23 protein-coding genes and 1 pseudogene are annotated in these 22,252 nt (G+C 68.9%); 9 read left to right on the forward strand and 15 right to left on the reverse strand.

From position 1 onward, the window contains the following. The first annotated feature begins 270 nt into the window (after positions 1–270). Positions 271–417: a leucine zipper domain-containing protein gene (locus ACIBF7_RS43880; RefSeq protein ID WP_271279904.1), complete on the forward strand. Its 147-nt coding sequence runs from the start codon at positions 271–273 to the stop codon at positions 415–417. A 194-nt stretch (positions 418–611) separates the two neighbouring features. Here ACIBF7_RS43880 and ACIBF7_RS43885 read toward each other — a convergent pair whose 3' ends face one another. From ACIBF7_RS43885 to ACIBF7_RS43900, 4 genes are all read right to left on the reverse strand, one after another. Then, the gene (locus ACIBF7_RS43885) at positions 612–917 is read right to left on the reverse strand and encodes a DJ-1/PfpI family protein (RefSeq protein ID WP_397199786.1); all 306 of its coding nucleotides are present in this window, start codon (positions 915–917) and stop codon (positions 612–614) included. A gap of 281 nt (positions 918–1,198) precedes the next feature. Then, on the reverse strand, positions 1,199–1,510 hold the full coding sequence (locus ACIBF7_RS43890; RefSeq protein WP_397199787.1) for an alcohol dehydrogenase catalytic domain-containing protein: 312 nt from the start codon (positions 1,508–1,510) through the stop codon (positions 1,199–1,201). Positions 1,511–1,671: 161 nt separating this feature from the next. Further along, positions 1,672–2,511, reverse strand: coding sequence for a universal stress protein (locus ACIBF7_RS43895; protein WP_397199788.1), 840 nt, complete (start codon positions 2,509–2,511; stop codon positions 1,672–1,674). Between the two features lie 831 nt (positions 2,512–3,342). Further along, the gene (locus tag ACIBF7_RS43900; protein WP_397199789.1) at positions 3,343–4,431 is read right to left on the reverse strand and encodes a TerC family protein; all 1,089 of its coding nucleotides are present in this window, start codon (positions 4,429–4,431) and stop codon (positions 3,343–3,345) included. 366 nt (positions 4,432–4,797) lie between these two features. Here ACIBF7_RS43900 and ACIBF7_RS43905 point away from each other — a divergent pair, with 366 nt between their 5' ends. After that, positions 4,798–5,439, forward strand: coding sequence for a hypothetical protein (locus ACIBF7_RS43905; RefSeq protein ID WP_397199790.1), 642 nt, complete (start codon positions 4,798–4,800; stop codon positions 5,437–5,439). Between the two features lie 322 nt (positions 5,440–5,761). Here the strand turns inward: ACIBF7_RS43905 and ACIBF7_RS43910 are convergent, their stop codons facing one another. From ACIBF7_RS43910 to ACIBF7_RS43920, 3 genes are all read right to left on the reverse strand, one after another. Then, the gene (locus tag ACIBF7_RS43910) at positions 5,762–6,124 is read right to left on the reverse strand and encodes a hypothetical protein (RefSeq protein WP_397199791.1); all 363 of its coding nucleotides are present in this window, start codon (positions 6,122–6,124) and stop codon (positions 5,762–5,764) included. Beyond that, the gene (locus ACIBF7_RS43915) at positions 6,100–6,630 is read right to left on the reverse strand and encodes a hypothetical protein (RefSeq protein ID WP_397199792.1); all 531 of its coding nucleotides are present in this window, start codon (positions 6,628–6,630) and stop codon (positions 6,100–6,102) included. Before ACIBF7_RS43915 ends, ACIBF7_RS43910 begins: the two co-directional genes overlap by 25 nt. Positions 6,631–6,766: 136 nt before the next feature. Continuing rightward, complete coding sequence (locus ACIBF7_RS43920; RefSeq protein ID WP_397199793.1) at positions 6,767–7,642, reverse strand: DUF2637 domain-containing protein; 876 nt, start codon at positions 7,640–7,642, stop codon at positions 6,767–6,769. A 466-nt stretch (positions 7,643–8,108) separates the two neighbouring features. On the opposite strand from ACIBF7_RS43920, the gene ACIBF7_RS43925 reads away from it, so the two are divergent. From ACIBF7_RS43925 to ACIBF7_RS43940, 4 genes are all read left to right on the forward strand, one after another. Continuing rightward, the gene (locus tag ACIBF7_RS43925) at positions 8,109–8,297 is read left to right on the forward strand and encodes a hypothetical protein (protein WP_271279907.1); all 189 of its coding nucleotides are present in this window, start codon (positions 8,109–8,111) and stop codon (positions 8,295–8,297) included. 238 nt (positions 8,298–8,535) lie between these two features. Next, positions 8,536–9,645, forward strand: a complete 1,110-nt coding sequence (locus tag ACIBF7_RS43930) for a hypothetical protein (protein WP_397199794.1) — start codon at positions 8,536–8,538, stop codon at positions 9,643–9,645. Between the two features lie 369 nt (positions 9,646–10,014). Next, positions 10,015–10,200 (forward strand): hypothetical protein, encoded by a 186-nt coding sequence (locus ACIBF7_RS43935; RefSeq protein WP_378525276.1) that lies wholly within the window; start codon positions 10,015–10,017, stop codon positions 10,198–10,200. Between the two features lie 218 nt (positions 10,201–10,418). Continuing rightward, complete coding sequence (locus tag ACIBF7_RS43940; RefSeq protein WP_271279909.1) at positions 10,419–10,940, forward strand: dihydrofolate reductase family protein; 522 nt, start codon at positions 10,419–10,421, stop codon at positions 10,938–10,940. A gap of 151 nt (positions 10,941–11,091) precedes the next feature. Here the strand turns inward: ACIBF7_RS43940 and ACIBF7_RS43945 are convergent, their stop codons facing one another. Continuing rightward, a complete protein-coding gene (locus ACIBF7_RS43945) occupies positions 11,092–11,307 on the reverse strand; it encodes a hypothetical protein (protein ID WP_271279910.1) in 216 nt (71 codons plus the stop codon). 17 nt (positions 11,308–11,324) lie between these two features. Here ACIBF7_RS43945 and ACIBF7_RS43950 point away from each other — a divergent pair, with 17 nt between their 5' ends. Further along, complete coding sequence (locus ACIBF7_RS43950; protein WP_397199795.1) at positions 11,325–12,206, forward strand: DUF4158 domain-containing protein; 882 nt, start codon at positions 11,325–11,327, stop codon at positions 12,204–12,206. Beyond that, entirely contained in the window at positions 12,194–12,706 is a 513-nt protein-coding gene (locus tag ACIBF7_RS43955) for a hypothetical protein (RefSeq protein ID WP_397199796.1), read from the forward strand. Before ACIBF7_RS43950 ends, ACIBF7_RS43955 begins: the two co-directional genes overlap by 13 nt. Before the next feature lie 22 nt (positions 12,707–12,728). Here ACIBF7_RS43955 and ACIBF7_RS43960 read toward each other — a convergent pair whose 3' ends face one another. After that, the gene (locus ACIBF7_RS43960) at positions 12,729–13,958 is read right to left on the reverse strand and encodes a PP2C family protein-serine/threonine phosphatase (protein WP_271279912.1); all 1,230 of its coding nucleotides are present in this window, start codon (positions 13,956–13,958) and stop codon (positions 12,729–12,731) included. Positions 13,959–14,138: 180 nt separating this feature from the next. On the opposite strand from ACIBF7_RS43960, the gene ACIBF7_RS43965 reads away from it, so the two are divergent. Next, positions 14,139–14,513, forward strand: a complete 375-nt coding sequence (locus ACIBF7_RS43965) for a recombinase family protein (protein ID WP_397199808.1) — start codon at positions 14,139–14,141, stop codon at positions 14,511–14,513. A 10-nt stretch (positions 14,514–14,523) separates the two neighbouring features. On the opposite strand, the pseudogene ACIBF7_RS43970 reads toward ACIBF7_RS43965, so the two are convergent. The 6 genes and pseudogenes from ACIBF7_RS43970 to ACIBF7_RS43995 all read right to left on the reverse strand — a co-directional run. Then, a pseudogene (locus tag ACIBF7_RS43970) lies at positions 14,524–14,703 on the reverse strand (ATP-binding protein); the annotation flags it as partial. A gap of 149 nt (positions 14,704–14,852) precedes the next feature. Beyond that, positions 14,853–15,986: a DUF932 domain-containing protein gene (locus ACIBF7_RS43975; protein WP_397199797.1), complete on the reverse strand. Its 1,134-nt coding sequence runs from the start codon at positions 15,984–15,986 to the stop codon at positions 14,853–14,855. A gap of 97 nt (positions 15,987–16,083) precedes the next feature. Further along, positions 16,084–16,626 (reverse strand): hypothetical protein, encoded by a 543-nt coding sequence (locus ACIBF7_RS43980; protein ID WP_397199798.1) that lies wholly within the window; start codon positions 16,624–16,626, stop codon positions 16,084–16,086. Positions 16,627–16,740: 114 nt separating this feature from the next. After that, a complete protein-coding gene (locus tag ACIBF7_RS43985) occupies positions 16,741–18,483 on the reverse strand; it encodes a ParB/RepB/Spo0J family partition protein (protein ID WP_397199799.1) in 1,743 nt (580 codons plus the stop codon). Between the two features lie 158 nt (positions 18,484–18,641). After that, complete coding sequence (locus tag ACIBF7_RS43990) at positions 18,642–19,094, reverse strand: single-stranded DNA-binding protein (RefSeq protein ID WP_397199800.1); 453 nt, start codon at positions 19,092–19,094, stop codon at positions 18,642–18,644. A gap of 316 nt (positions 19,095–19,410) precedes the next feature. Next, positions 19,411–22,230, reverse strand: a complete 2,820-nt coding sequence (locus ACIBF7_RS43995; RefSeq protein ID WP_397199801.1) for a BTAD domain-containing putative transcriptional regulator — start codon at positions 22,228–22,230, stop codon at positions 19,411–19,413. Between the last annotated feature and the right edge of the window lie 22 nt (positions 22,231–22,252).

A 22,252-nucleotide genomic window follows, 5' to 3' on the forward strand; every position in this document is an offset into this window, starting at 1 on the left:
GGTGGTATGTGCGTATGCTGCGGGCGGCCCCCGGTCTGCTGAAGCCCCCCGCGTCCTCCGTTTCTTGCCCCTGACAAAACGGGTGACACCAGCGGATTCAGGCATGAAAGGTGCAGGTCGTCTGGATGGCCGTCCACGACGGGCTGGACGACACCGGGCTGTCCTGGGTCTCCGGCCCAGGTCCCGTGAGCCCAGCCCGCCGCTCGATCATGAGGCCAAGCAGCGCCTGGCAGTCACCCGGCATGCAGGGAGGTCACCGGCAACGTCGCCATGTCGTGCCGGTACGTCGGCATCAACCGGCAGGTCTACTCCATCTGGTACCGGCGCTGCCGAGCCGAGGGCATCGACGGCCTACGGACGCGCTCCAAGCGGCCCAGGACGAGCCTGAACGCCACCGACGTCGAGATCGCCGAGTGAAGATCGTGGTCGCGCTGTACCTGAAGCGGTGCCACGACGCCACCGTCGGCAAGTCGGGCGTGTGGCGTATCCTCAAGCGCCTGGACCTGGGCCGGCCTCGCAGCGGGCACGCGGGCACCCGCCCCCAACCAGGTCCCATTCCGAAAGCAGTGCCAGCGCGGACAGCGACGGACGCACGTTCGTGAGCGACGAGGTCACGCCCGACGTTCAGCGGCGGTGGCCTGCGGGCCCCTGGCGAACTCCTGCACGATGCGCTCGCAAAAGGCCGGCAGGTCGTCGGGCGACCGGCTCGTGGTGATGTCGCCGTCGGTGTCGACCGGCTCGTCGACCACCTCGGCCCCGGCGTTGTGCAGGTCGGTGCGCACGCTCGGCCACGAGGTCAGCCGGCGGCCCCGCGCGGCGTCGGCCTCGACGAAGTTCCACTGGCCGTGGCAGATCGACGCGACCGGCTTGCCCGACTGGACGAAGTCCCGGACGAACCGCACCGCAGCGGGTTCCATCCGCCGCTCTTCCGGGGTTCACCGACATACCCGGCAGGAGCAGCGCCTCGTCGATCGACACCTCGCCGACCAGCCGGCCCATCGTGAAGGTGCCGGCGTCTTCGAGGTCATGGTCGCGCGCCTAGTCGGTCTGGCGCTACTCGGCGTCCCCGCCCAGCCGCAGGCAGTTGAAGTCGCCCCAGGGCACGCGCAACAGCTCGGCCTGCCCGCCGCCCGTAGGGGCCCATGTCGGCGAAGCCGTAGGCGGCACCGGCCATAGTCGGCTCAGACTGAGCGGTCAGTCAGTAGTTCTTCAGCTGCCGCTCGCAGTTCTTGCAGGGCCCGCACGAGATGTCGAACGGCGGGACGACCCAGTCGCCCACCTGGACCTTGTCCACCCCGGCGCCGACCTCGGCCACCTGACCCAGGTTCTCGTGCCCGAACCAGCGGCCGGGCTCGAAGTCATCCCGGCCCTCGTACATGTGCAGGTCCGAGCCGCAGATATTCGCCGACGTGATCCGCACCAAAACGTCGGTCGGCCGCTCGATCCGCGCGTCCCACACCTCCTTGACCCTGACCTGCCGCGGCCCCTCGTCCACCACTGCCTGAATCACCTCGTGCAGCTGGTCCAGGGTCGCCGTCGACGGCAGCTGGACCCCACTGCCACACCGGCGGATACACCTCGCGCAGGGTGACCTTGATCTGGTGAACGGTGCTCACAGTGCCCACAGCCGGTCACCGTATCGGCGTGATCATCACGGAGTGCAATGACAAGCTAAGCACGAACTACCGCCACAGCGCAGCGAGCGTCGTGCAGAACGCCGCGGCTGACCGAGCCGAGCAGCCTCGAACGGATGGCGCCACGCCCGTGCGAGCCGACCACGATCAGGTCGCAATGGGCGGAGGCGTCGGCGAGGGCCTCGACTGGGTCGGCGCAGCGCACATCCTCCACGTTGGCCACCTCCGGATACCGTTTGCGCCACGGGGCGAGCCGGTCTACCACGACCTGGGTCCGGGCGGCGTGGACCTCGTTCATGTCGTAGGAGATTCCGGAGGCATGAACCGGCAGTTGCCAGGCATGGATCACACGCAGTCGGCTACCACGCAGCCTGGCCTGCTCGAACCCGTAGCCGAGTGCGGCGTCGCTGGCTTCCGAGTCATCGATGCCCACCACGATCTCCCGGTGCGGGACATTCTGTTCGGGGCGCATCACCACGACCGGGCAGTGCCCGCGCCCGGCCACCTGGATGCTTACCGAACCGAGCCCCGTGCCGGCGTGACCGCCGAGCCCTCTGCTGCCGAGGACGATCTCGGTGGCGCCCTTGGCCTGGTCGCGCAACACCGCCACGGGGTTGCCTTCGATGAGCTGGATGGTGACCTCGACGTCCGGTTGCCGGGAACGCACGGTAGCCTCAGCCTCCGCCAAGATTTCCGCCTCGGCCAAGGCATCGGGCAAGACGGGGGCAGCGAACCTCAAAGCGTCATACGGCTGGGGATGGACCACCGTAACGACGCGCAGCGGCACACGCATCCTGAGGGCGTCATCGGCGGCCCACGCCACTGCAGCGGTGGCGGTCGCCGAGCCGTCGGCACCTACAACGATCAGTCCAGACATGGTGACCCCCCTTCATCTCCCATTGGACCTCCCCCGGGCACGCGGGCGGTAGCTGCAGGCCCGGTGCTCGGGTCCGTGCGACCAAGCGCGAAATAGCTCTGAGTGATTCGGGTTGAGCGGGTTCGTCGCTGTCGGCGTCAGACGGTAGCAACTCCGCCTGCCACGGCGTTCTAACGCCACTGGCCGTTCCAGTCGATTGGGGGCACGCTCGCCCATGCCACCTTCCGGCCGCGTACTGACCAGGGAAAACCTCGCCCCAAGATCTACCCAATGTGGGTTCTGGGCTTATGTGGGCTGAAGGCCATCAGCAACCGCAGTCCTTTAGCGCCCGCCGAAACGACATGATCATGACGATCTGCCTCAGGGATGGCAGAGGCCCGGCAGCGGGTAGAGCACTGGGGGCGTCGCCCCCCGCTGGCCGGTGAAACGAAGGATGAGGTCTGCATGAGCATGGCTGCTGTGCCGGGCACGCCGGCGGGGGAAGGGCTGGAGGTCGCGCTGGCGGCGCTGGTTGACGCTTATGCCGACGCGGTCACCAGCGCCGAGCTGCGGGACATGTGCCGAGTCTGGTGGCTGTACCGGTCGCCGATGGGGAGCGCGGACTTCCAGGTTCACGGCCGTGATCGGCTTGCTGCCGGTATGCCTGAGTTGTGCGGTCGGTCGCTGTGTACGTCGCAAAGAGGCGGACCGCGTCGGGGGCCGTGGCACCACGCAAACCCAGGTGCGACGTCTGAGCGGACGGGGTGCAGACCCTCGCGCGCCCGCCCCCTTCCCCCGGGCCATGAACCGATCGTGAAATGACTCGGCTCCGAAAACCGGGCACCGCGCGAGTCAACCATCCGAGCGTGAGCCGGTGACACGGCGGGCATCACGGTGGGCGTCGCGGTGGGCATCACGGCGGTTGGCGTGCACACTCGTGATCGTGACGGTCGTCAGTACCACGATGATGACGGCGAGCGAGACCAGGGTGGGGATCTGCGGGACGGCGGGCCAGATGCCGTGCGCCCAGTGCAGGATGAGTTTGAGCCCGATGAAGCCCAAGATGACGCCGAGCCCGTGGTTGAGGTGTCGCAGCTTCTCCAGCACGCCCAGCAGCACGAAGTACAGCGCCCGCAGCCCCAGCAGGGCGAAAGCGTTGGTGGCGAAGACGAGGAAGGGGTCGTCGGTGACGCCGTACACCGCGGGCACCGAATCGACCGCGAAGACGATGTCGGTGGCGAACACGGCCACGACGGCCAGCGCCAACGGGGTCAGGGCCCGCCGGCCCTGCTCGCGGACCACCAGGCGGGAGCCGCGATAGTCGCCGGTGACCGGCATGAAGCGCCGCAGCAGGCGGACCGAGCGCATGGAGGAGATGTCCACCTCCTGCACTTTGCCGCTCAGCGCGTCCTTGAGAATCTTTCCCGAGGTGACGATCAGGATGGCGCCGAACAACAGGAACGCCCAAGTGCCACTGGCCAGCACGGCCGCGCCCAAGGCGATGAAGACCGCGCGGAGCATCAGTGCCCCGATGATGCCGTACAGCAGCACCCGCCGGGCCAGCTCGCGCGGCACCGCGAACGCCGAGAGCAGCAGCATGAACACGAAGAGGTTGTCCACCGACAACGACTTCTCCACCACGTACCCGGTGTAGAACTCCACCGACGCCTGCGACCCGAACGCACGCCACACGTAGACGCCGAACAGCAGAGGAAGCGCCAGGTAAAAGACCGACCAGCCCACCGCCTCACGCATCTGCACCTCATGCGGGCGGCGCGTCAGGACGAAGTCGGCGCCCAGCAGCAACGCCAGACAGCCAACGGTGATCGCCCACAGCTGCGGCGAGCCGACCGTCTCCAACGGGGCAGCCATCATCAGGCCTGTAAGGGCGGGCATGAACTCCTCGGACCCGGCGGGCCGTTCGAGGTCTCCTTCACCCACCACCCTGCGGGCGGCCGCCCGGGGACGAGGTCACGCCCGTGCTGACCGGGCCGGCTCTTGGGAAGTACTCCCCTCGCCCTTCCAGGCTAGGCGAACCCGTCTGGTCTGCTCCACTTCGGCGGCCTCTTTGGGAGTGATCGCAGGGCGTTTGACCGGCGCCGCCAGCTGGGCCGATAGTGGAAGGAGCACGTAAGGGGAGTACCCGCCGTCAGACATCCCGGCCGTCATCACGGTCTCCACGCCTGGGTGAGGCCCGGCGGGATGGCCCTCCGGCCGGGCCTGGCCGACGCGGCTGCCAAGGCGGAGGGTGCGGGAAGACCTTCGTCCTCATGGCCGTATCTCCAGGCGAGGTCGAGGGGAGTCCTCATGTCGATCACCGTGCTGCTGGAGATCCTGGCGGGCATCCTGCTGATCTTCTGCGCACTCATCAGCGCCGCTGCGCTGTGGGTTCCACCGCGGCGGTCCCACGCCGCCATCCGTCGCCGCGCCGCCTCTCGCACGCAGTCTGTCGAAGACCGCCCGGATTGGCCGGGAAAAGGCCACTTACCAAGAACGCCGAGTCCTGCCACTCCGCCGAAGCGCCCGCCAGGCACCCACCAGCAGCGGGACGCGAAGCTGGAGCATCCCGCCGCAACGCTTCGTCGAGGTGGTCTCAAAGGCTTCGATAAGTCAATGCCGGTGATTCGCCGGGCGGCTGTCACAACCCCTCGACGAGCCACGCGATCCCGCCCGCCAGGGCAGACACCCAGCCGCACGTACGGCGTCTCCTCGACCGACAGCGGCACGTCCACGACGAACGCGCCGCGGTACTTCGGGCGGGAACCAGGTCAGATGGGCGCCGCGTCCGTCGAATGCCGCCGAGATGCCGTCCACCTCGACCAGCGCCGCCTGTCCAGCCGGACTCGGCCGCCCTCAGCGGCAAGCTGCAGCTCCCAGCCGGTCGACGGACCGGGCGCCGCGCGATCGTCCGCGCCCACGACCTGGATCAACGAACGCCACGTCGGCTGACGTCGGCGTGAAATACCGGATCAACTCGTCCGCACTGATCTCCGGGAACGAACGCAGCTGCCCCAACTGCTCCTCGGAGAACATCTTCTCTGACAACGCACCCACTCTACGTGCCGTACCGGACAAAACAGGAACGAACATAGCGGCAGTGATCACCAACCCGCCGCAGGAGGTCAACGCCCTCCGTTACCGCAGGTCAGACGATACTTCGTTGGAAGTTTCGTCATTGCTATAACTTCCGCCTATTGCATCGGATGCGATTTGGCGACAGTTAGCAGTTCTGCTGTGGGACGTTCTTCCGTCCGGGGTCTGAGTTGGGCATTCAAGGGACTGCAACTGTTGCCGTACAGTCCTCCGACACGGGTTCGGGCCACACGCAGCCCAGGGCGCGCCGCAGGCCGGAGGCGAGTTTGTCGCGCTTGTCAAGCACCTCCGCCACGGTCACGCCGAGCGGGAGGTCCACCTCAGCTCGCCAACCGGGTCTGTCCCGCACGATCGGAGCGGGGAAGGTGATGCCGCGTCCCTTCTTGCCGAGCACCTGATTGATGGCGGAGATGCCGAGTGAGCCGAGCGCGTCCAGCACCTGGTCACTGGTGAGCTTCCACACCCGGCTCGGAACGACCGCCCGGTCCAGCAGCGGCTGGTCAGCTGGCGTCCCGATCAAGCCCGCCGCGGCGACGAGCATGCCGACCTTACCCGGTTGTCGCGCTGCCGGGACAGCGCCAGGTACTCCGCGGATTCCTCCTTCGACACGGCTGCTCGGCGGACCGGGCGGCCTTCCAGGTCGAACAGCCAGGAGATCAATTCCACGAGCACCCGCCAGGTGCCGACCGGGGTTCGGGCCAGGAGCTTGGCCACGTACTTCGGGAGGCGGAGCGTGTGGTAGGCCAGCACGTAGCCGGTGTGCTCGGCCTGCCACGCGAGTACCTGCAACGCATCCGTCCGCGACCTCAGCCATACCGGGACCAGCGGCGAGCGCTCCTGACGGCGCGCAGCCAGCCCAGCGAGCACATCCACCGGGCCGGACTCGTGTGGCTGATCTACCTGGATCACCCGGCCCTCAAGGAGATCGTTCTGGTTCTCAACCTCCCGTGCCGGCTCGTTCGAGGCCGGCGCGGAGGTGTTCGCACGGTCGACCGGCGCGATCTCCTCCGGGCAGGCAATGTCGCGGGTCTCATGGGTAACCGTCACGCCTCCGCCTCCGTCCGAGTGGCCCGCGATCCGCAGTTGCCCGCCCATTGCGGGTCGGGGCACCGGACATGCGGCGTGGCCTCGCGCATACCGCGGAGAAGGACCAGGCACACGTGAATGACGTGGATGATGTTCTTCACGCCGCGGCGGCCTCGCCCGAGGGCACACCCTCCGCCGGTGGTACGGCGGCCTCTGCCTCTGACGTCTTGGCCCCTTTCGTCTCAGTTACCTGAGTCCGCTCCTGCTCCACCTCGGCAATGATCTCTTCGGCTTCGCGCTGCTCCAGCCCCCACCGGTTCATGAGCGGGCGTCGGCCAAGGCGCTGCTTACCCTCGCTGAGGCTGTCGAGGTAGGCGAGCCGGGCCGCCTCGTACCGGTCGGTGGGCAGGACCGGTACCGTACGTTCCACCTCGACGACGGGTTCGGCGGGCTGGCACACGTGCTCATTGGTCGGTGGCTCGTCCGACGGACGCCGGGTGTTGCGGACGATCCACATGAGCAGCTCGTACGCTCCCGCGAACGCCACGGGCGCCAAGGCGCTGATCAGGCGCGATCCGAGTCCGCCGGACCAGCCGTGCGCCACGTTCGCCGCCAGGGTCACCGCCCCTCCCAAGGCGAGCGCGACCCATGCCAGGACTGGCACACGGAGTCGGCGGCGGGAGCAGTAGACCATCACCAGGGAGGCCATGACGATCACGCCGTCGGACATCGCCGGGTAGAGGATGGCCATGTCGTGCCGCTCCCCCAGAGCGATGGCCAGAGCGTAGAAGTGCTGGTACGACACGTAGGCGGCCGCGCCGGCGACGGCCAGCAAGACGGCAACCGCGAAGGCGAGAATCACTCGATCTCCGAGCCGACCTGTGCCGGGGTCGCAAGGGGGTGCGCTGATCGGCGCGGTCTTTCCGCGATCGGCTTGGAACAGCTTGCTGAAGAAGCGCCGGGTGCGCTCGGGCGGGGCCGCTTCCGCGGACATCGTTCCGCCGTCAATTGATTGTGTGGAAGGGTGGCGCATGGTCTGGCTCCTGGATTGGTCAGGGTGCTGGGTCACAGGCCGGGGTTCGGTGTTACAGTCACCGAGCCTTGGCCGCCGTCCTGCCGCTGTCCGGACGCAGCGCGATCAGCTGCTGAAGATCCCGGATGGACGGGTGCTGGACTTCTCTGTGCATAGGCGTGCGCCGCGCAGTAGAACCCGATCTCGTTGGGGTGGGTCCGGGCGCGGCCTTCTGCACGCCTATTCCGGGCACGAGACGTCCAGCCACGGAGCGTCGAAGTTACTCAGGAGATAGGCGATCGGTTCAAGTCCGGCTACCGACACCGTCAACGCCTGCCTCACCGTTCCGGAACACGTCGTCACCCAACTCGGGCTCGGCCCCGCCGTGGCGCGCCGCGACGACATCCCCGCGCTTCGCGCCCCGCATCCTGGATGCCCGCCAGCAGAAGCGCTACCTTCGCGCCGTCGAACGACGGCCCCCTCGCCCGTGACCAAGCCGTCGGCGACTGCTGTTGCACAAGCGGGCGGCCTCGCCCTGCCCGCCCACATCCTCCGGCACACCCTGGCCACCCCTTCGCTCCGCACCGGCGTCGACAGCGTCGTCGCCCGGCTCGACCCCACCCGGCGCTACACCTTGCCCACCGACCAACGGGTCCCCACCAAGCGCTCAGCATGAAACAACCACAGCCCGACGATGCGGTGGCCAAGCGGGCGCGCCATGGGCCGCCATCTCGCGGCGCCCTTCCCTCGACAAGCGTCGCCGGATCAACGCCTCAGCGGCGACACGGTGCCCGCTGTGGACACCTACCTCACCTGCCGCATCCAGATCTTCATCACCCGATACACGACGCATGCGCCGCGCGACTGTGGGTATTCGGTCCCGGAATCCACCCGGCTACCGGCGAGGAGCGCTCATGGCCATCAGTGAGCAGCATCGGCCGGAGATCGTCATCGGACTCGTGGCGACCCCGCCGGACTATCCGGCGCAGGTGGTCGCGCGGCTCGCCGCCGAGTTGGCCGACCGGCTCGCCGAGCAGGTGGACCAGCAGGTGCGGTGGACCGTCCGGGCTGGCTGGGGTGAAGTGGCGCCGCGCCGCGACGGCGGCGTCGAGGCGCTGCTCGACGATCTCGCCCGCCGACGCGCCGACGCCCGGTGGGACGTCGCGATCTGCCTGACCGACCTGCCGCTGCACACCAAGCGGGTGCCGCTGGTGGCGCATACGTCCGCCCGGCGCCGGGTCGCGGCGGTGTCCTTGCCCGCGCTGGGGCTGCGCCAGCTGCGAGCGCTCCGCGCCGTCGTCCCGGGTCTCGTGAGCCGGCTGCTCACCGACACTTCCGAGGAACGGGTACCGCCGACCGGCCGGGCACCAGCCGAACTGGCCGGCCAGGTCGCCGCCATTCACCGAGTGGTCGGCCAGGCCGATGCCGGGGAACTGGGCTACGTCGCCTCGCGGCTGGCCGGCCGGGTGCGGCTGCTGACCGGAATGATCCGGGCTAACCGCCCGGGACGCGCCCTGCTGGGCCTGTCCAAACTCCTGGCCGGCGCCTTCGCCACGGCCGCGTTCGCGCTCACCACCAACACCATCTGGGAGATGGGTGACGCGCTCGACGGACTCCGCCTCACTGTGATCATGCTTCTCGGACTGACCGCGCTGGTGACCTGGCTGATCATCGCGCACGACCTGTGGGAGAAACCAGACCGGGAGACACCGGCTGAGCTGGCCCGGCTGTTCAACCTGGGCACAATCCTCACCCTCACCCTGGCCGCCGCGGTGTCCTATCTGGTGCTGTTCGCCGGAACGACACTCGCCGCAGCGCTGCTGATCGACACCTCCGTGCTGGAACAGAACCTGCAGCGGCCGGTCGATCTCACCGACTATCTGAACCTGGCCTGGATCATCAGCTCGCTGGCCACCGTCGGCGGCACGATCGGCTCCGGGCTGGAGGACGAGGACACGGTGCGGGCCGCCGCTTACGGCTACCATCCCGAACCCGGCGGCTGGCGGGACGAGCGGGACGCGTGATTCCCGCCTCGGGCCAGGGCTTGTCCGCATTACCCGGGCGGGCACTGCAGGCCAGCGCCGCCGGAGATGCAGGATCACCTCTAAATCCAGGTAAGCAGCGACCTGGTCGTAGCTCGTCTTCCCGAATGCAGCCGCAGCCACACACGGCGCCGACCTCGTAAAACTTTCTGCACATCTGCTGGGTATGGCACGTCGGACATGCCTATCACCGCCGTAGCCATCAGGTAGAGCAGGGGTTGAAAGGTCGGGTCCGGGTTGTGGTCGATCAGCGTGACCAGCGCACCCACACCTCACCGCCAGCGTGCCGCTGCTGGCCAACCTCAAGAACCTCTACGGCACCGATCCGCACGCCATCCGCTCACCATCGACGTGGTCGAGGCCTCCGGCGCCGTAATCACCATGGGCTGCGGCGACGCCTGCCCCGTCTTCCCTGGTAAACGCTACGAGGACTGGACGCTCGATGATCCGGCAGGCCAGGGCATCGAGGCCGTGCGGGCGATCCGGGAAGAGATCAAGGATCGCGTCGCAAAGCTGATCGCCGTTCTGCTGCCCTAGCGACGATGGCACCGGATCCGCCTGATCAGCTCGGTCTGTCAGAAGCAGCCGCACCCATACTCTTTGGCCCGTGCATATGCGCCTCTGAGGTAGTCGGGGGCGATCGTCCGCTGTACGTCCGACGTGCCGCCCTCGCGCGTCGTGCTATCGAGTTCGCATCCGCCACACGCTTCATGCGTGAGCGATGAGTTCGGGCGGCGGATCGGGTCTGCCCTGGCATGACTCGAATCATCGCTGACATCTCGGTCTCTCTCGACGGCTTCGTCACTGGGCCCGACCCCAGCCCGGACAACGGTCTGGGCACCGGCGGCGAGGCCCTGCACACGTGGGCGTTTTCCGACGACCCCGACGACCGCCAGGTCCTGCGCGAGGCGGCAGCCCGCTCGGGCGCCGTCATCCTCGGCCGTCACCTCTTCGACGTGGTCGACGGGCCGAAAGGCTGGGACGACAACGTCGGCTACGGCGCCGGCGAGGTCGGCAAGCCCGCGTTCGTCGTCGTGACGAACGCGCCGCCGGAGTCCGTGCGGCTCACCGGCCTCGACTGGACGTTCATCACCACCGGGCTGCCCGACGCCGTCACCGCCGCGCGCAAGCGAGCCGAGGCGGCGTCGTCGGACAGTGGCAAGGACCTCGACGTCATCCTCATGGGCGGCGGCGCCACGATCGGCTCCGCGCTCGACGCCGGGCTGGTCGACGCGCTGACGCTGCACCTTGGGGTGCCGGTAAGAAACGTGTCATGAGCCCCAAACGGGCGTTGCTGCGAGAGCAACAACCACTTGGACCTGCACTTCCCGCCCGTCGGTATGCCAAGACCCCCCGGATGCCGCAGGGCCCGCGCGGCGCGCGGGCCCTGTCTTGTCCTGAGCGTGCGGCTCGGTGACGTGGTGATCGTCACGCAGTGGCGGGTGGGACGAGTTCGATCTCGATGGCCAGCACGCCGAGCGCCTCCTTCTCCGGGCCGTAGACGGGGTTGAGGAACCCAGGAACAGCCGTTGGCGCTGAGATTGATCCTGGACGGAACGTGACGCCTGGTTTCGGTGTGTGATCGTCTCTGCTTGAGATTCGGGCATCTGGCGTGATCGTCGCTTTGACGGTGATCAGTGACATCTCTACCGTTGTCACCCATGCCTGTGGGGTTTTTGTCTGATGACCAGGTCAGGGCGTACACGGCGTTCGAGGAGCTGCCGTCGCTGTCGGATCTGGAGAAGTTCTTCTTCCTGGACGCGTTCGATCGCGATGTGATCGCCAAGTCGCGCCAGGACTCCCATCGCCTGGGCGTGGCCGTCCAGATCGGGACGGTCCGTGACAAGGGGCTGTTTCTGGAGGATCCTCTGGCGGTGCCGTGGCCAGTGGTGGACTACCTGGCCGAGCAGCTGGGGATCGGCGATCCCTCGCAGGTCAAGAGGTACGGCGAGCGGCTGAAGACGGCGTATGAGCACGCGTGGATGATCCGGGACGCCTACGGCTACCACGACATTGATGATCATGAGTCGTGGGAGGGGCGGGTGCTGGCGAGGCGGTTCCGGACGTTCCTGCACGGCCGGGCGTGGACGCATGCCGAGGGGCCGACGGCGTTGTTCGATCAGTCGGTGGCGTGGCTGCGCAGGCACCGGGTGCTGCTGCCTGGGGTAACGGTGCTGGAGCGCCTGGTGGCCAGCGTCCGGGAGCAGGCCGACGAGCGCCTGTACGCGACGGTGGCGCGTCAGGTGGAGCGCGCTGATCCGGCGTTGCGGCGGGACCTGTCGGGGCTGCTGGTCGTCCCTCCGGGGGCGCGGATGTCGGAGCTGGAGCGGCTGCGGCAGGCGCCCAAGCGGCAGTCGGGCACGGAGATGGCGCGGGCGCTGCAGCGGGTGGACGACATCGCCCGGTTCCGGCTGGGGCGGGTGCGCGTGAACAAGGTACCGGTGCGGCGGATGAAGACGCTCGCGAAATACGGGGCGGGCAGCAAGGCGCCGCTGCTGGCGCGGCTGCACGACCGAGGAAGACCGCGACGATGCTGGCGGTGACCCGGTCGCTGGAGTCCGAGGCGATCGACGACGCGCTTGACCTGTTCGCGCTGCTGATGGCCTCGCGGCTGATTTCGCCGGCGCGCCGCAAGTCCTCCGGCGACCGGCTGACGATGCTGCCGAAGCTGGAGAGGGCATCCCGGCTGCTGTCGCGGGCGGGCCGGGTGCTCATCGAGCAGCTCGACCTGGTCGCCGAGGCGGGCGCCGACCTGGACCCCGCGGCGCTGTGGACGGCCGTCATCGCCGAAGCCGGGGCGAGCAAGGAGCAGGTGCTGGCCGCGCTGGAACAGGTCGACCAGCTCGTGCCCGACGACGACGGCGCGGCCGAGGCGGCGCTGCGCGCGCTGCTCTCGGCGACGGCGGGGATCGAGCTCAGCGCCATCATCGTGGTCTCGTGCCGGCAGGAGGCGACCACACGCCGGCGGGCCTGGTCGTCACGATGTCGGCTGCAGACGTCCTGGTCCCACCCGGTGACCGCGGGGCGAAGGAGCCGGTTGTAGGTGTCGATTCGTCAGGGTTCAGTTACAGACGGAGGATGACCAGGGCAATGTCGTCGGTGGTACCGGCAGGTGGGATCAGGTCGATCAGGAGGGCATCGGCGAGTGTTTCGGGGTCGGCGCCCTGATGTCGGGTGAGGGAGTCGGCAAGCCGGGCCAGGCCGGCATCGATGTCTTCGCGGCGGCATTCGATCAGCCCGTCGGTATACAGCACGAGGGTGGCTCCCTCGCTGAACGTGGTCTCGGCCTGCGGGCGGGGGGCGTGCTCGGGGCGGGCGCCAAGCGGGGGATCGGTGGCCTGGTCAAGGAAGTCCACGACGCCGTCGGGGCGCAGCAGGGCAGGCGGAAGGTGGCCGGCGCTGCTGTAGGCGATGGTGTGGTTGGTGCAGTCGATGATAGCCAGGGCCGCCGTGCTCGACTCCGCACCGTCGACGGAGCGAGCAAACACGCCGAGGACGTCCAGGGCCTGGGCGGGACCGCGGGAAACGCGGGAAGCGGCGCTGAGGGCACTGTGCAGTTGGCCCATGACGCCCGCGGCGGCCAAGCCGTGGCCGACGACATCGCCGACGGCCGCCGCAATGCGGTCGCCGGGCAGGTCGATCAGGTCGTACCAGTCCCCGCACACGTTCAGTCCTTCGGCCGCCGGTTGGTAGCGCGCTGCTGCACGGTGATGTCTCAACGGCTCGTGTGCCGGCAGCATCGCCTGTTGCAGGCTGAGGGCGATTTCGCGTTCGCAGGCGTGGGCCTGGCGCAGCCGTTCGTTGACCTCCTGCAATTCCCGCGCCTGGGTGTACAGCTTGGCTTCCAATGCCGTCACCCGGCCTCCGCGGCCTCGGCCACTGCGGGTGCGGATCAGCTCGGTGATGTCTTCGTCACGGTGCAGCAGCAACGCCACCCGCCCGTCCGGGCCGAAGACGGGGACGTTGATCGGGCTCCAGTACCGCTCCTCCCAGACCCCGGGCCGATCCGGGTACTCCACGTCGTAGCGGTGCAGCGTCATGGCGTCGCGCTCCCCGGTGGCGGCCACCCACCGCAGCGAATCCCGCAGCTTGCGCATCCCGGTTGAAGCAGGGTTGCCGGGGTCGTCGGGGAAGGCATCAGACAGGTGGCGGCCCACCACCTGGTCACGGGTGCGCCCCATGATGCTCAAGAACGCCTCATTGACGTCGGCGTACACCAGGTCCGTGGTGAACAGGGCCACCGCGCCCGGCAGCGCCTGGAATACCGCCTCGTAGTCGATCTCGGATACTGTCACGAGTCACCTGCCTGTGACGCCATGTCAATCACCTGTTCTTTCACGATGGGCATCAGCGGCGCTCCAGGAAGGTCAGCGCCCAGGGCGCCGCAACCGCTAGGCCTCGGATACCCACACGTCGGCGGGGGTAGTCGTCCCCACAGGTTGTGAAGAACGACGGCGGTAGCACCAAAGCAGGGCATCGACACCTCCACGCCGGGTGGACGCCTGCAGTTCCACATGTGCGGCGCCTTCGACGAGTGCCTCCGCGAACTCATCGTCGAGGGCACCCTCGAAGGATTGGCCTCGGCCCGCCGACGCGGCCGCGTCGGCGGGCGCCCACTGGCCCTGGACTCCCACGGCGTGGAGATGGCCCGCGCGCTGTATGAGACGAAGGGTGATGACGGCAAGCGCCGCTACGCCGTCCAGCAGATCGCCAACCGGCTCGGCGTCAGCCGCGCCGCCATCTACCGTCACCTCGATGGTGGTAACCCCCGTCCCGGCGTTGGGGTCCCGGCGTACTGTCACGGGCGTGGCCTCCGCCCCCGGTCCGGTCCCCGGCCGACAACGCACTGAGGCTTGGCTATCAGGGGCTGGCGAGCCAGCGGGTGTGCTCCACGGGGGGCGTGGTGTTGCCGGGCAGGCGTAGGACGAATCGGGCGCCTCGGGGGCTGTCTTCGATGGTGAGGGTGCCGCCGTGGGTTTCGGCGATCTGCCGGGCGATCGGCAGGCCGAGCCCGGTACCGCCGGCGTCCCGTCTTCGGGAGGCGCGCGGCACCGGCAAAGGGCGCGGGCCTGGCAGATCAGACAGACACATCAGATGGCCTCCAATCAGGAGGAGTACGGAAGAAAGGAGAACCGCGGCCCCCGGTCCCGGAGAGGGAAGACGGACCGGAGGCCGCGGAGACAAGGGGTTCAGACGCCGGCGGCCAGGTGCAGCACGCGCACCGCGTGCCCCTCCATCTCGTGCGCCGCGTCGGCGTCCGGCAGGGTCCGGGCGACGCTGGTGACGGCGTGCATGACGCCGCCGGCGCTGGTGTCGCCGCCCTGGATGAAGTGGGACAGGATCTGCCGCTGCTGCTCCTCGGAGTAGGAGAGCTTCTTGGCCACCTGCTCGATCGTCGCGGCGGGGTCGGTGACGCGGGCACCGGCCAGCCGTGCCATCTGATCGAGCTTGGCGCGTACGTAGTCGAGGTCGAGGAAGGTGGTGATCGCGTCCCGGGTCTGGGCGGTGATCAGGGCCAGGTTCTTGTCCTGGGTGTCGGCGCTCCAGCGCACCACTCCCTCGTCCATCCGGCCGCCGAGGTGGACGTGCCGGGCCGCGTCGGCGTTGATGGTCATGCCGTTGCGGCAGACCTGCACCAGCAGGCGCGGCACGATGGTGAACGCTCCCTCGCCGACCTCGCTGTTGGTGATGACGAACCCGGCGAACACGACCGGGTTGTCGGTGCCGCGCTCGCCGGTGAACGGGCTGCGGTAGTCGCGCAGCAGGTCCGGGGCGAGGGCTCGGACCTGCTCGCAGACCACGCGGACGTACATGCGCCGTTCGGTCAGGTCACAGCCGTCGATCTGGACCTGCACTCCGCTCTGGCGTACCCCGTCCAGGGCCGCCATGAGGACGTCGAAGTTGTCGATGATTCGGTAGCTGTCGGACAGGAACGCCCGCGCGACGCCATGGCCGCCGTTGCCGCGCAGTCCGCGTACGAGGAAGCGCCGGTCGGCCTCGGCCAGCCAGCCGTTGATGTTCGCGTCGTACAGGTCGGGCTTGTGCTCACGCAGGCGGCGCAGGTACGGCAGCGGGATGCCGAGTTTGCTTGCGAGGCCCTGGTCGCACACCCCGGTCGGCATGTAGAGCCCTGCGGTGGTGGTGACGCCGCGCTCCGACAGCAACGGCGCCGTGCTGATGCGCAGGCGGGTGCCTTCGGCGCGGATCTGCCGGCTGTGGGCCACGACGTCGACCTTGTGCGCCTGCTGATGGCGCAGCAGGTCGACAAGGTCTTCCAGGTTCGCGTTGCGGGTGGTCAGCGTAGGTGCGGATGCGGAACTCACAGGGGTCGCCCCATTCGTGGAGGTGGGTGGAAAGGGAAAAGTCCCGGCCGCCTGAACGCGCGGCCGGGACCAGATGAAGTGGAAAGAGGGGGCGGGATTACAGGCCGGTGAGGAACTCCTCATCGCTCGGCAACTGGTCGAACCGCCACCCCGTGACCAGGGCCGCCGGATAGTGATCGTCGGGGTGCGGCCGGGTGGCGAAGCGGCCGCGGTTGTGCGGGGCGGCCTGCCGGCCCCGGTACACCTCGAAGACTCCGGTGTCGAGGTCGACGATGTAGCCCCACTCGCACTCGGAGTAGTCCACGGGGTAGGACGAGGCGTCGTCGATGACGCCTGCTCGCAGCATCGCCTCGGGGTCGCCCTGGGTCTTCCAGAGCAGTTCCACCCAGGTGATCACATGGGACGAGACGTACGGGTCGGCGTACTGGCCGTACCGCTCGATGTCATCCTTGGTGGGCCGGCCGGAGGTGACCACCTGCAGCGCGACGACGCGCTCGCGCAACACGTCCGGAGCTTTCGAAGCGGTGCGCAGCCACCCCAGCACGATCAGGCCGACTCCGTCCGGCGCGGAGTCGTAGTGGTTGTAGGCGATCTTCTCGGTCTGGTCGGTGACGAAGCCGACGAATCCACGGCTGGCCATGGGTTACCGGACCTTCGTGTCGGTACAGGTCATGTGAGGGACCTTTCTGGGTCGTTGACGGGAAGGGCGAAGCTCGGCCGGAAACGGGCAAGCGAGAGCGGCCGCCGGTCGTTGTCAGGCTGCTTGGAGACTGTCGTCGGCGTTGACGTCGTCCTCGCCATCGGCTGCCTCGGAAGCGCTGAGCTCAGCGCCGGCGGTAGGGTGCTCGGGAACGTCGGCGCTGGTGGCACGGTCGCGCTCGGGTGAGGGCGCATCGTCCGGAGCGGGGGACACGCCTTCTTCCTCTTGCGGGTCGTCGTCTTCCTGGCTGGGGAGATCCGGAGCGGTGTCGGGGGGCGTGTTGCCAAGGTAGGGGGTGCCGTCGATCAGGGCCTGCTCGATGGGCGCGGGCGCGTACGCCTTGTCCCCCAGCTCCGGCCCCAGCTCGTGCACCAGGAAGCACAGCCAGGTCGCGGCGTCTTCGGTGGAGCACGGGCTGTGACGACCAGGCCGCCAGGTGTTCTTGCACTCGGCGGAGGCCTCGCTCATCTGGTGCTCCCACGCCACCGCGATCGGCAGCAGCTGCAGCATCGTCAACCGGCCGGGAGCCGCGGTGGCCAGCGCGGCGTCCAGGTCAGCGGGCCCGCCGAGCTTGCCGTACAAAGTCGCCAGCGAGGCCGTCCCGAGCTTGTCGCGTACCGGCGCCGGCATGTCGTTGAGGGTCCGGGTGATGAAGCGGGCGACCGGCTTGGGCGCGCTCTTGCGGGCGAGAAGGGTGGCCAGCCACTCTTGGCGGACCGTGGCGGCCGCCATCCACGCCCGGTTGCCTTCCACGACGACCTTGCGAGAAGGGCCGTCCGGCTCGGTCGTAGCGGACTGCGGGAGCGTGATGGCCGGCGGCGGGGTGTAGCCGTGCCGCTCGGGGGTGCTGCAGTACAGCTCGGGCTGCCCCTGCCGCCAGCTGTGGAAGAACGCACCGCGGCCCGGGCAATCGCCGTGCTGCTCGGGGTCGAACCCTTCTACCCGGCCAGCGAGCCGGGCGAGCTGGACGGCGCCGGCGGGTTCGTCCTCGGTCACCGGGACGCCCGCGTCCGCCAGGTCGGCCAGCGCTCGGGCGTGCGCGGCCGTCTCCTGCCGGTCCGTGCGTACCCGCTCGATGGCGTGCCGGCCGGTGTACCCCCAGCTGGAGATGTACGAATCGATCTGGGCCAGCGCCTCCTGGTCGCCGTCGAACTCGTCCAGCAGCGCGAGCTCGTCCAGCGTCCAGGCGTACTGCATGGCCTGAGCGGTGCGGCGGGTCCGCTCCGACAGCTTCCCGGCGGCGATCGCCTGGGAGACCTCCTCACGGGTGCGGCCGGTGCGCTTGCGGATCTCGGTCCGGGTGGCGCCCAGCTGGTGGGCCATGAACAGGGCGCGGGACTGCTCGAACGGCGTCAGGCCGAGGCGGAAGTCGTCGTCGTTCTCCACGACCTGGTCGACCAACAGGCTCGCCTTGTCCTCGGCCTTGGTCAGGTCGATCAGGCACAGCAGCTTCGGCAGCCCGACCGTGAGGGCGCCTTCCAGACGGCGGTTGCCTTTCACCACCCACCAGCGGTGCTCCTCTTCTCCTTCGCCGCGCTGGTGATCGTCCGGGATGGGAATGACCGTCACCGGGACCTGCAGCTGGGCCTTGAGAGAGGCGCAGAACTCCTGGGTGAGGTGGTAGTTCTCCCGCACGTTGTCGGGGAAGTGGCCGAGCTGACCCACCGGAACCCGCGCCAGGCGGAAGTCCTCGGGCAGTTCCAGGTCGGCATCAGGTTCGAGGTTCACCTCCGGAGCGGTCTCGACGGTCTCGGAAGCGGAGCCGGATGGCTCGAGGGCTTCGGTGGTGATGGACATGGGGCAGTGACTCCCATCGGAATGAAGTGAAGAGAGGGCTCCCGCCGCCCGCCCTTCCGCGCAGGCGAGTGCGCGGAGGACCCGGCAGGGCGGGCGGCGGGAGGAACGAAGAGACGCCGGCGGGAGGGAGGCCGGCGCCTCTTCGGCTCGGGGTGGCGTCAGGCCGCGGCGGCGGGCTGGGCCTCGTCGGCGGCGGATGCACCCTGGACCATGCGCGGGGAGGCGGCGCTGATCTGCGAAGGGCTGGTGCTTTCGCTGACCATGCTGTAGCGCGAGCACAGCCCTATAGCCGTGGCAGTGATCTTGGTGATGCTGCGGACGGTCTTGTGCCCGGCGCGGTCCTTGGACTCGAAGCTCCGGGCGACCATGTCGCAGCCCTGGACCACCAGCAGGTGGCCCTTGCGGTAGGACTCGCTGGCGCGGATGGCCGCCAGTCCGTAGGTGATCACCTCGACCGCTCGGGTCGGCACGTAGGGAGAGCCGTCGCGGCCGGGCGTCGGCGGCCCGTTGACCTCCAGCCTGGCCGACCACATGGCGGGCGAGTCGCCTTTGGCGGGGAAGAAGCGGGGCGGGAAAGCAATCCTGCCGGTGATGCTGACCTGGATGTCCATGTGGGAGGCCCTTCCTCGGCCGGCGCCCCGTGGGCGCGGCGGACTTGATCGGCTGCCGGGGCTAGAGCTGGCCGTGTGGTGGAGCCCGTCCCGGCAAGGCAGACCCAGCGCCGCCGTAGGCGAGGCGCGCAAATCGGGTGCTGCCTGCCGCGGCAAGATGTTTTGCGCCAGCAAAAGATCTCTGCCGTGGCGGGCACGAGCCTTGGCGAGAACCCGGTTTGCGGCGCCGCGCCAAGGCGGCGCACAGTCAGCCTGCCGGGACGAGCCCGCCATCCGGTCCCTGACCCGCGCTAATCACGGATGCTGCGTCGCGGCGCTATTCGGCCAGCTTGGCCCGGCAGCGCTTGGCGTCCTCCGCTCCCCCGTCCGCCTCGAACACCGCGACCGCGTCCTTGTATCGCTCGTCGGCCTCCTGACGACGGCCCAGCGCGGCGAGCGCGTCACCGGCCAGTTCCTGCGCGCGCGCCTGCCCGGCTCGGTGTAGTAGCTCCGCGCTCAGCTCGCGCGTCTGCTCGCTCAACCGCAACGCGGGCTCCGCGCGACCGGCGTTGAGCATGAGCATGGCCAGTGTCTGCAGTGCCAGCCGCAGGTAGGACCGATCCTGCGGGCGCTCGGCGAGTTGCTCCGCCACGGCCACCGCCTCATGGCCCAGGGCGAGCGCGCGTTCATGGTCGCCGCGGGTGCTGAGCACGGTGGCCATCGCTCTCAGGCAGACCAGCTCCGCGTGAGGGTTGGCGATGTCGCGGGCGATGTGCAGCCCTCGGCCGGCGTCCGCCTCGGCTTCGCTCAGCAGATCGGAGTGATCCGGGCCACTTGAGAGCTGGCGGCGGCACACTGCTCGCAACGCCAGCGACCGCGCCAACCCGAAAAGGTCTCCGCTGCTCTCCCGCGCTTGCACACAGTCATCCAGCAGCGGTGAGGCCCGCTGTGCCCCGCCCGGGCCATGCATGATCAACGCGGCCAGACGATGGCGCACCTCCGCGGTCAAGCGCACGTCTGTGGGCGAGAAACTCTGCAGCAGGAGTCGCCACATGTCCGCGGCTTCGCGATGGCGGCTCTCGCGATACAGGTAGGACGTCACGCGCAACGCCAGGCCCATCGCCAGGCGCTGCTGCCCGTGCTCGCAAGCGATACGGACCACGTACAAGAGGTTGGCGACCTCGGTCGCCAGCCAGCCGTCGGCGTCGTCCACGATCGACTGGCGGACATCCGACGGCGCGAACATGACCATCCCCAGCACCATGACGGGTGGGTCATGCGGTTCCCGGGCGATCTGCTCGTCGGCCAGGCTGGCGAGCTCCAGCCAGCCCAGCATCAGCCGGTGGATGGCCCGGTCGCGCTCGTTGGGCTGCTCGGCCAGGCGCGCGGCGGCGAAGACGCGCAGCAGGTCATGCTGTCGGTAGCGCGGCTGGCCCAGCGAATCCACCCCGACCATGGACAGCAGGCTGCGGCGGCTCAAGCGCTCCAGGACTTCCTCGACGTCGTCGACGTCCCCGCCTCCCAGCATGGCCGCCTCCCAGCCGGCGAACCCGCCCGGCCTCAGCAGCGACGCCAGGCGGAAGACCCGCGCTTCGGGATCCGGCAAAGACTCGTAGCTGTCGGCGATGCCGGCCTCGACTGCCATGCCGTCGGCCTGCAGCATGCTCAGCAGCCGCTTGTGCAGCCGAGTGACGAACGTCGCCAGCGGCCAATTCGGCTGTCCGGATAAGCGAGCGCCGGCGATCCGCACGGCTAACGGGAGCCCGCCGCAGGCGTCGACGATGTCGGCGGCGGCGACCGCGTCGGACTGAATGCGCTTGGCGCCGATGATCTCGCCCAACAGGCTCAGCGACTCCTCCGGTGAGAAGGGTTCCAGCCGCACCATCCGCATCCCGGCTCCGCCGACCAGCTGCGCGCGGCTGGTCACCATCACCGCGCATCCCGGCGTACCGGGCAGCAGCGGATCCACTTGGTGCATGCCGGACACGTCGTCGAGCACCACCAAAACCTGGCGGCCGGCCAGCACCGAGCGGTAGAGCGCGGTGCGACCGGGGACGGTGGCGGGCACGTGGCCGAGTTCGACCCCCAGCGCGGCCAGCACCTCCCCCAGCACATCGGTGGTCTCCCGCGGCTGGTCGGACATGCCGGCGAGATGCACGTACACCTGGCCGTCCGGGAAGTGCGGGCGCAGCAGGTGCGCAACCTGATGGGCCAGGGCGGACTTGCCCACCCCTGGAGGGCCGCTGATGGAGGCGATGGGCACGCGACCGGTCTGTCCGGCGGTGCGCAGGTATCGCGCCAGTTCTTCCATTTCCGCCGCGCGACCGGTGAAGTCGCTCACCGCCGGTGGCAGCTGCGCCGGAGGCAGTCCTCCGGCTCCCCATGTGGTGACGGGGGTAACTTGCTCGTCTTCGTCCAGAGTCCGGAGATCGAGGGCGTCGTTGGCGATCTCGTCACGCAGCCGGCGCAGCCTGGCCCCTGGGTCCGCGCCGGTCTCCTGCGCCAGCAGTGTCACGAGGCCGTCGTAGTGCCGTAGCGCCTCCACCCGGTATCCCGCCCGGTACAGGGCGGTCATCAGCAACGCGTTGAGCATCTCCGACAGCTGGTCCTCAGCCAGCTCCCGGCGGAGGTCGCCGAGGAGCTGATGGTGCTCGCCCGTGTTCAATCGGGCCTTCAGGAGATCCTGCTGCGCGACCTTGCGCTCCCACAGCAGTTCTTGCCGCCAGGTCGCCAATCGGAGCGGGTCCTCAGGTACGTCGGCCAAGGGAGGATCGCCCCATAAATCCAATGCCCTTCGTAATGAGGCGACTGCGGCATGTTGATCACCAGTTGATATCTGGACTCGGCCCTCCTCGACCAGCCGCCGGAATTCCGTCAGGTCGAAACTGTCTTCCGGGCGCAGCACGATGCGGTACCCATGGTTGCGTGCGGACGGAATGCGTCCCGGGAGCAGTTGACGAAGCTGCGACAAGGCAGTTTTCAGTGAGTTCTCTCGGCCGTGAGTATCACCCCAGACCGCCTGCATCAGCGTCTCAGCGACGATCCCGTCGGAGCCGGCCAGCAACAGTGTCGCCAGCAGCGATCGCCTGGTACGCGTGATCTCGACCGACTCGTCCCCGCACTCGACCTGGAGCCGGCCCAAGATGGCGAACCGCACAGGAGCCCCCCATTCACCACGT

Origin of the sequence: Nonomuraea sp. NPDC050478 (assembly GCF_044458265.1) — a bacterium.
GTDB classification, from domain to species: Bacteria; Actinomycetota; Actinomycetes; order Streptosporangiales; family Streptosporangiaceae; genus Nonomuraea; species Nonomuraea ferruginea.

What these genes read in the sequence shown, in the direction of transcription:
- ACIBF7_RS43880 (WP_271279904.1), top strand. Translation starts at nt 271, where the DNA reads ATGTCGTGCCGGTACGTCGGCATCAACCGGCAGGTCTACTCCATCTGG.
- ACIBF7_RS43885 (WP_397199786.1), bottom strand. Translation starts at nt 917, where the DNA reads ATGGAACCCGCTGCGGTGCGGTTCGTCCGGGACTTCGTCCAGTCGGGC.
- ACIBF7_RS43895 (WP_397199788.1), bottom strand. Translation starts at nt 2,511, where the DNA reads ATGTCTGGACTGATCGTTGTAGGTGCCGACGGCTCGGCGACCGCCACC.
- ACIBF7_RS43905 (WP_397199790.1), top strand. Translation starts at nt 4,798, where the DNA reads ATGTCGATCACCGTGCTGCTGGAGATCCTGGCGGGCATCCTGCTGATC.
- ACIBF7_RS43910 (WP_397199791.1), bottom strand. Translation starts at nt 6,124, where the DNA reads ATGCTCGTCGCCGCGGCGGGCTTGATCGGGACGCCAGCTGACCAGCCG.
- ACIBF7_RS43920 (WP_397199793.1), bottom strand. Translation starts at nt 7,642, where the DNA reads ATGCGCCACCCTTCCACACAATCAATTGACGGCGGAACGATGTCCGCG.
- ACIBF7_RS43930 (WP_397199794.1), top strand. Translation starts at nt 8,536, where the DNA reads ATGGCCATCAGTGAGCAGCATCGGCCGGAGATCGTCATCGGACTCGTG.
- ACIBF7_RS43940 (WP_271279909.1), top strand. Translation starts at nt 10,419, where the DNA reads ATGACTCGAATCATCGCTGACATCTCGGTCTCTCTCGACGGCTTCGTC.
- ACIBF7_RS43945 (WP_271279910.1), bottom strand. Translation starts at nt 11,307, where the DNA reads ATGTCACTGATCACCGTCAAAGCGACGATCACGCCAGATGCCCGAATC.
- ACIBF7_RS43950 (WP_397199795.1), top strand. Translation starts at nt 11,325, where the DNA reads ATGCCTGTGGGGTTTTTGTCTGATGACCAGGTCAGGGCGTACACGGCG.
- ACIBF7_RS43955 (WP_397199796.1), top strand. Translation starts at nt 12,194, where the DNA reads ATGCTGGCGGTGACCCGGTCGCTGGAGTCCGAGGCGATCGACGACGCG.
- ACIBF7_RS43980 (WP_397199798.1), bottom strand. Translation starts at nt 16,626, where the DNA reads ATGGCCAGCCGTGGATTCGTCGGCTTCGTCACCGACCAGACCGAGAAG.
- ACIBF7_RS43985 (WP_397199799.1), bottom strand. Translation starts at nt 18,483, where the DNA reads ATGTCCATCACCACCGAAGCCCTCGAGCCATCCGGCTCCGCTTCCGAG.
- ACIBF7_RS43990 (WP_397199800.1), bottom strand. Translation starts at nt 19,094, where the DNA reads ATGGACATCCAGGTCAGCATCACCGGCAGGATTGCTTTCCCGCCCCGC.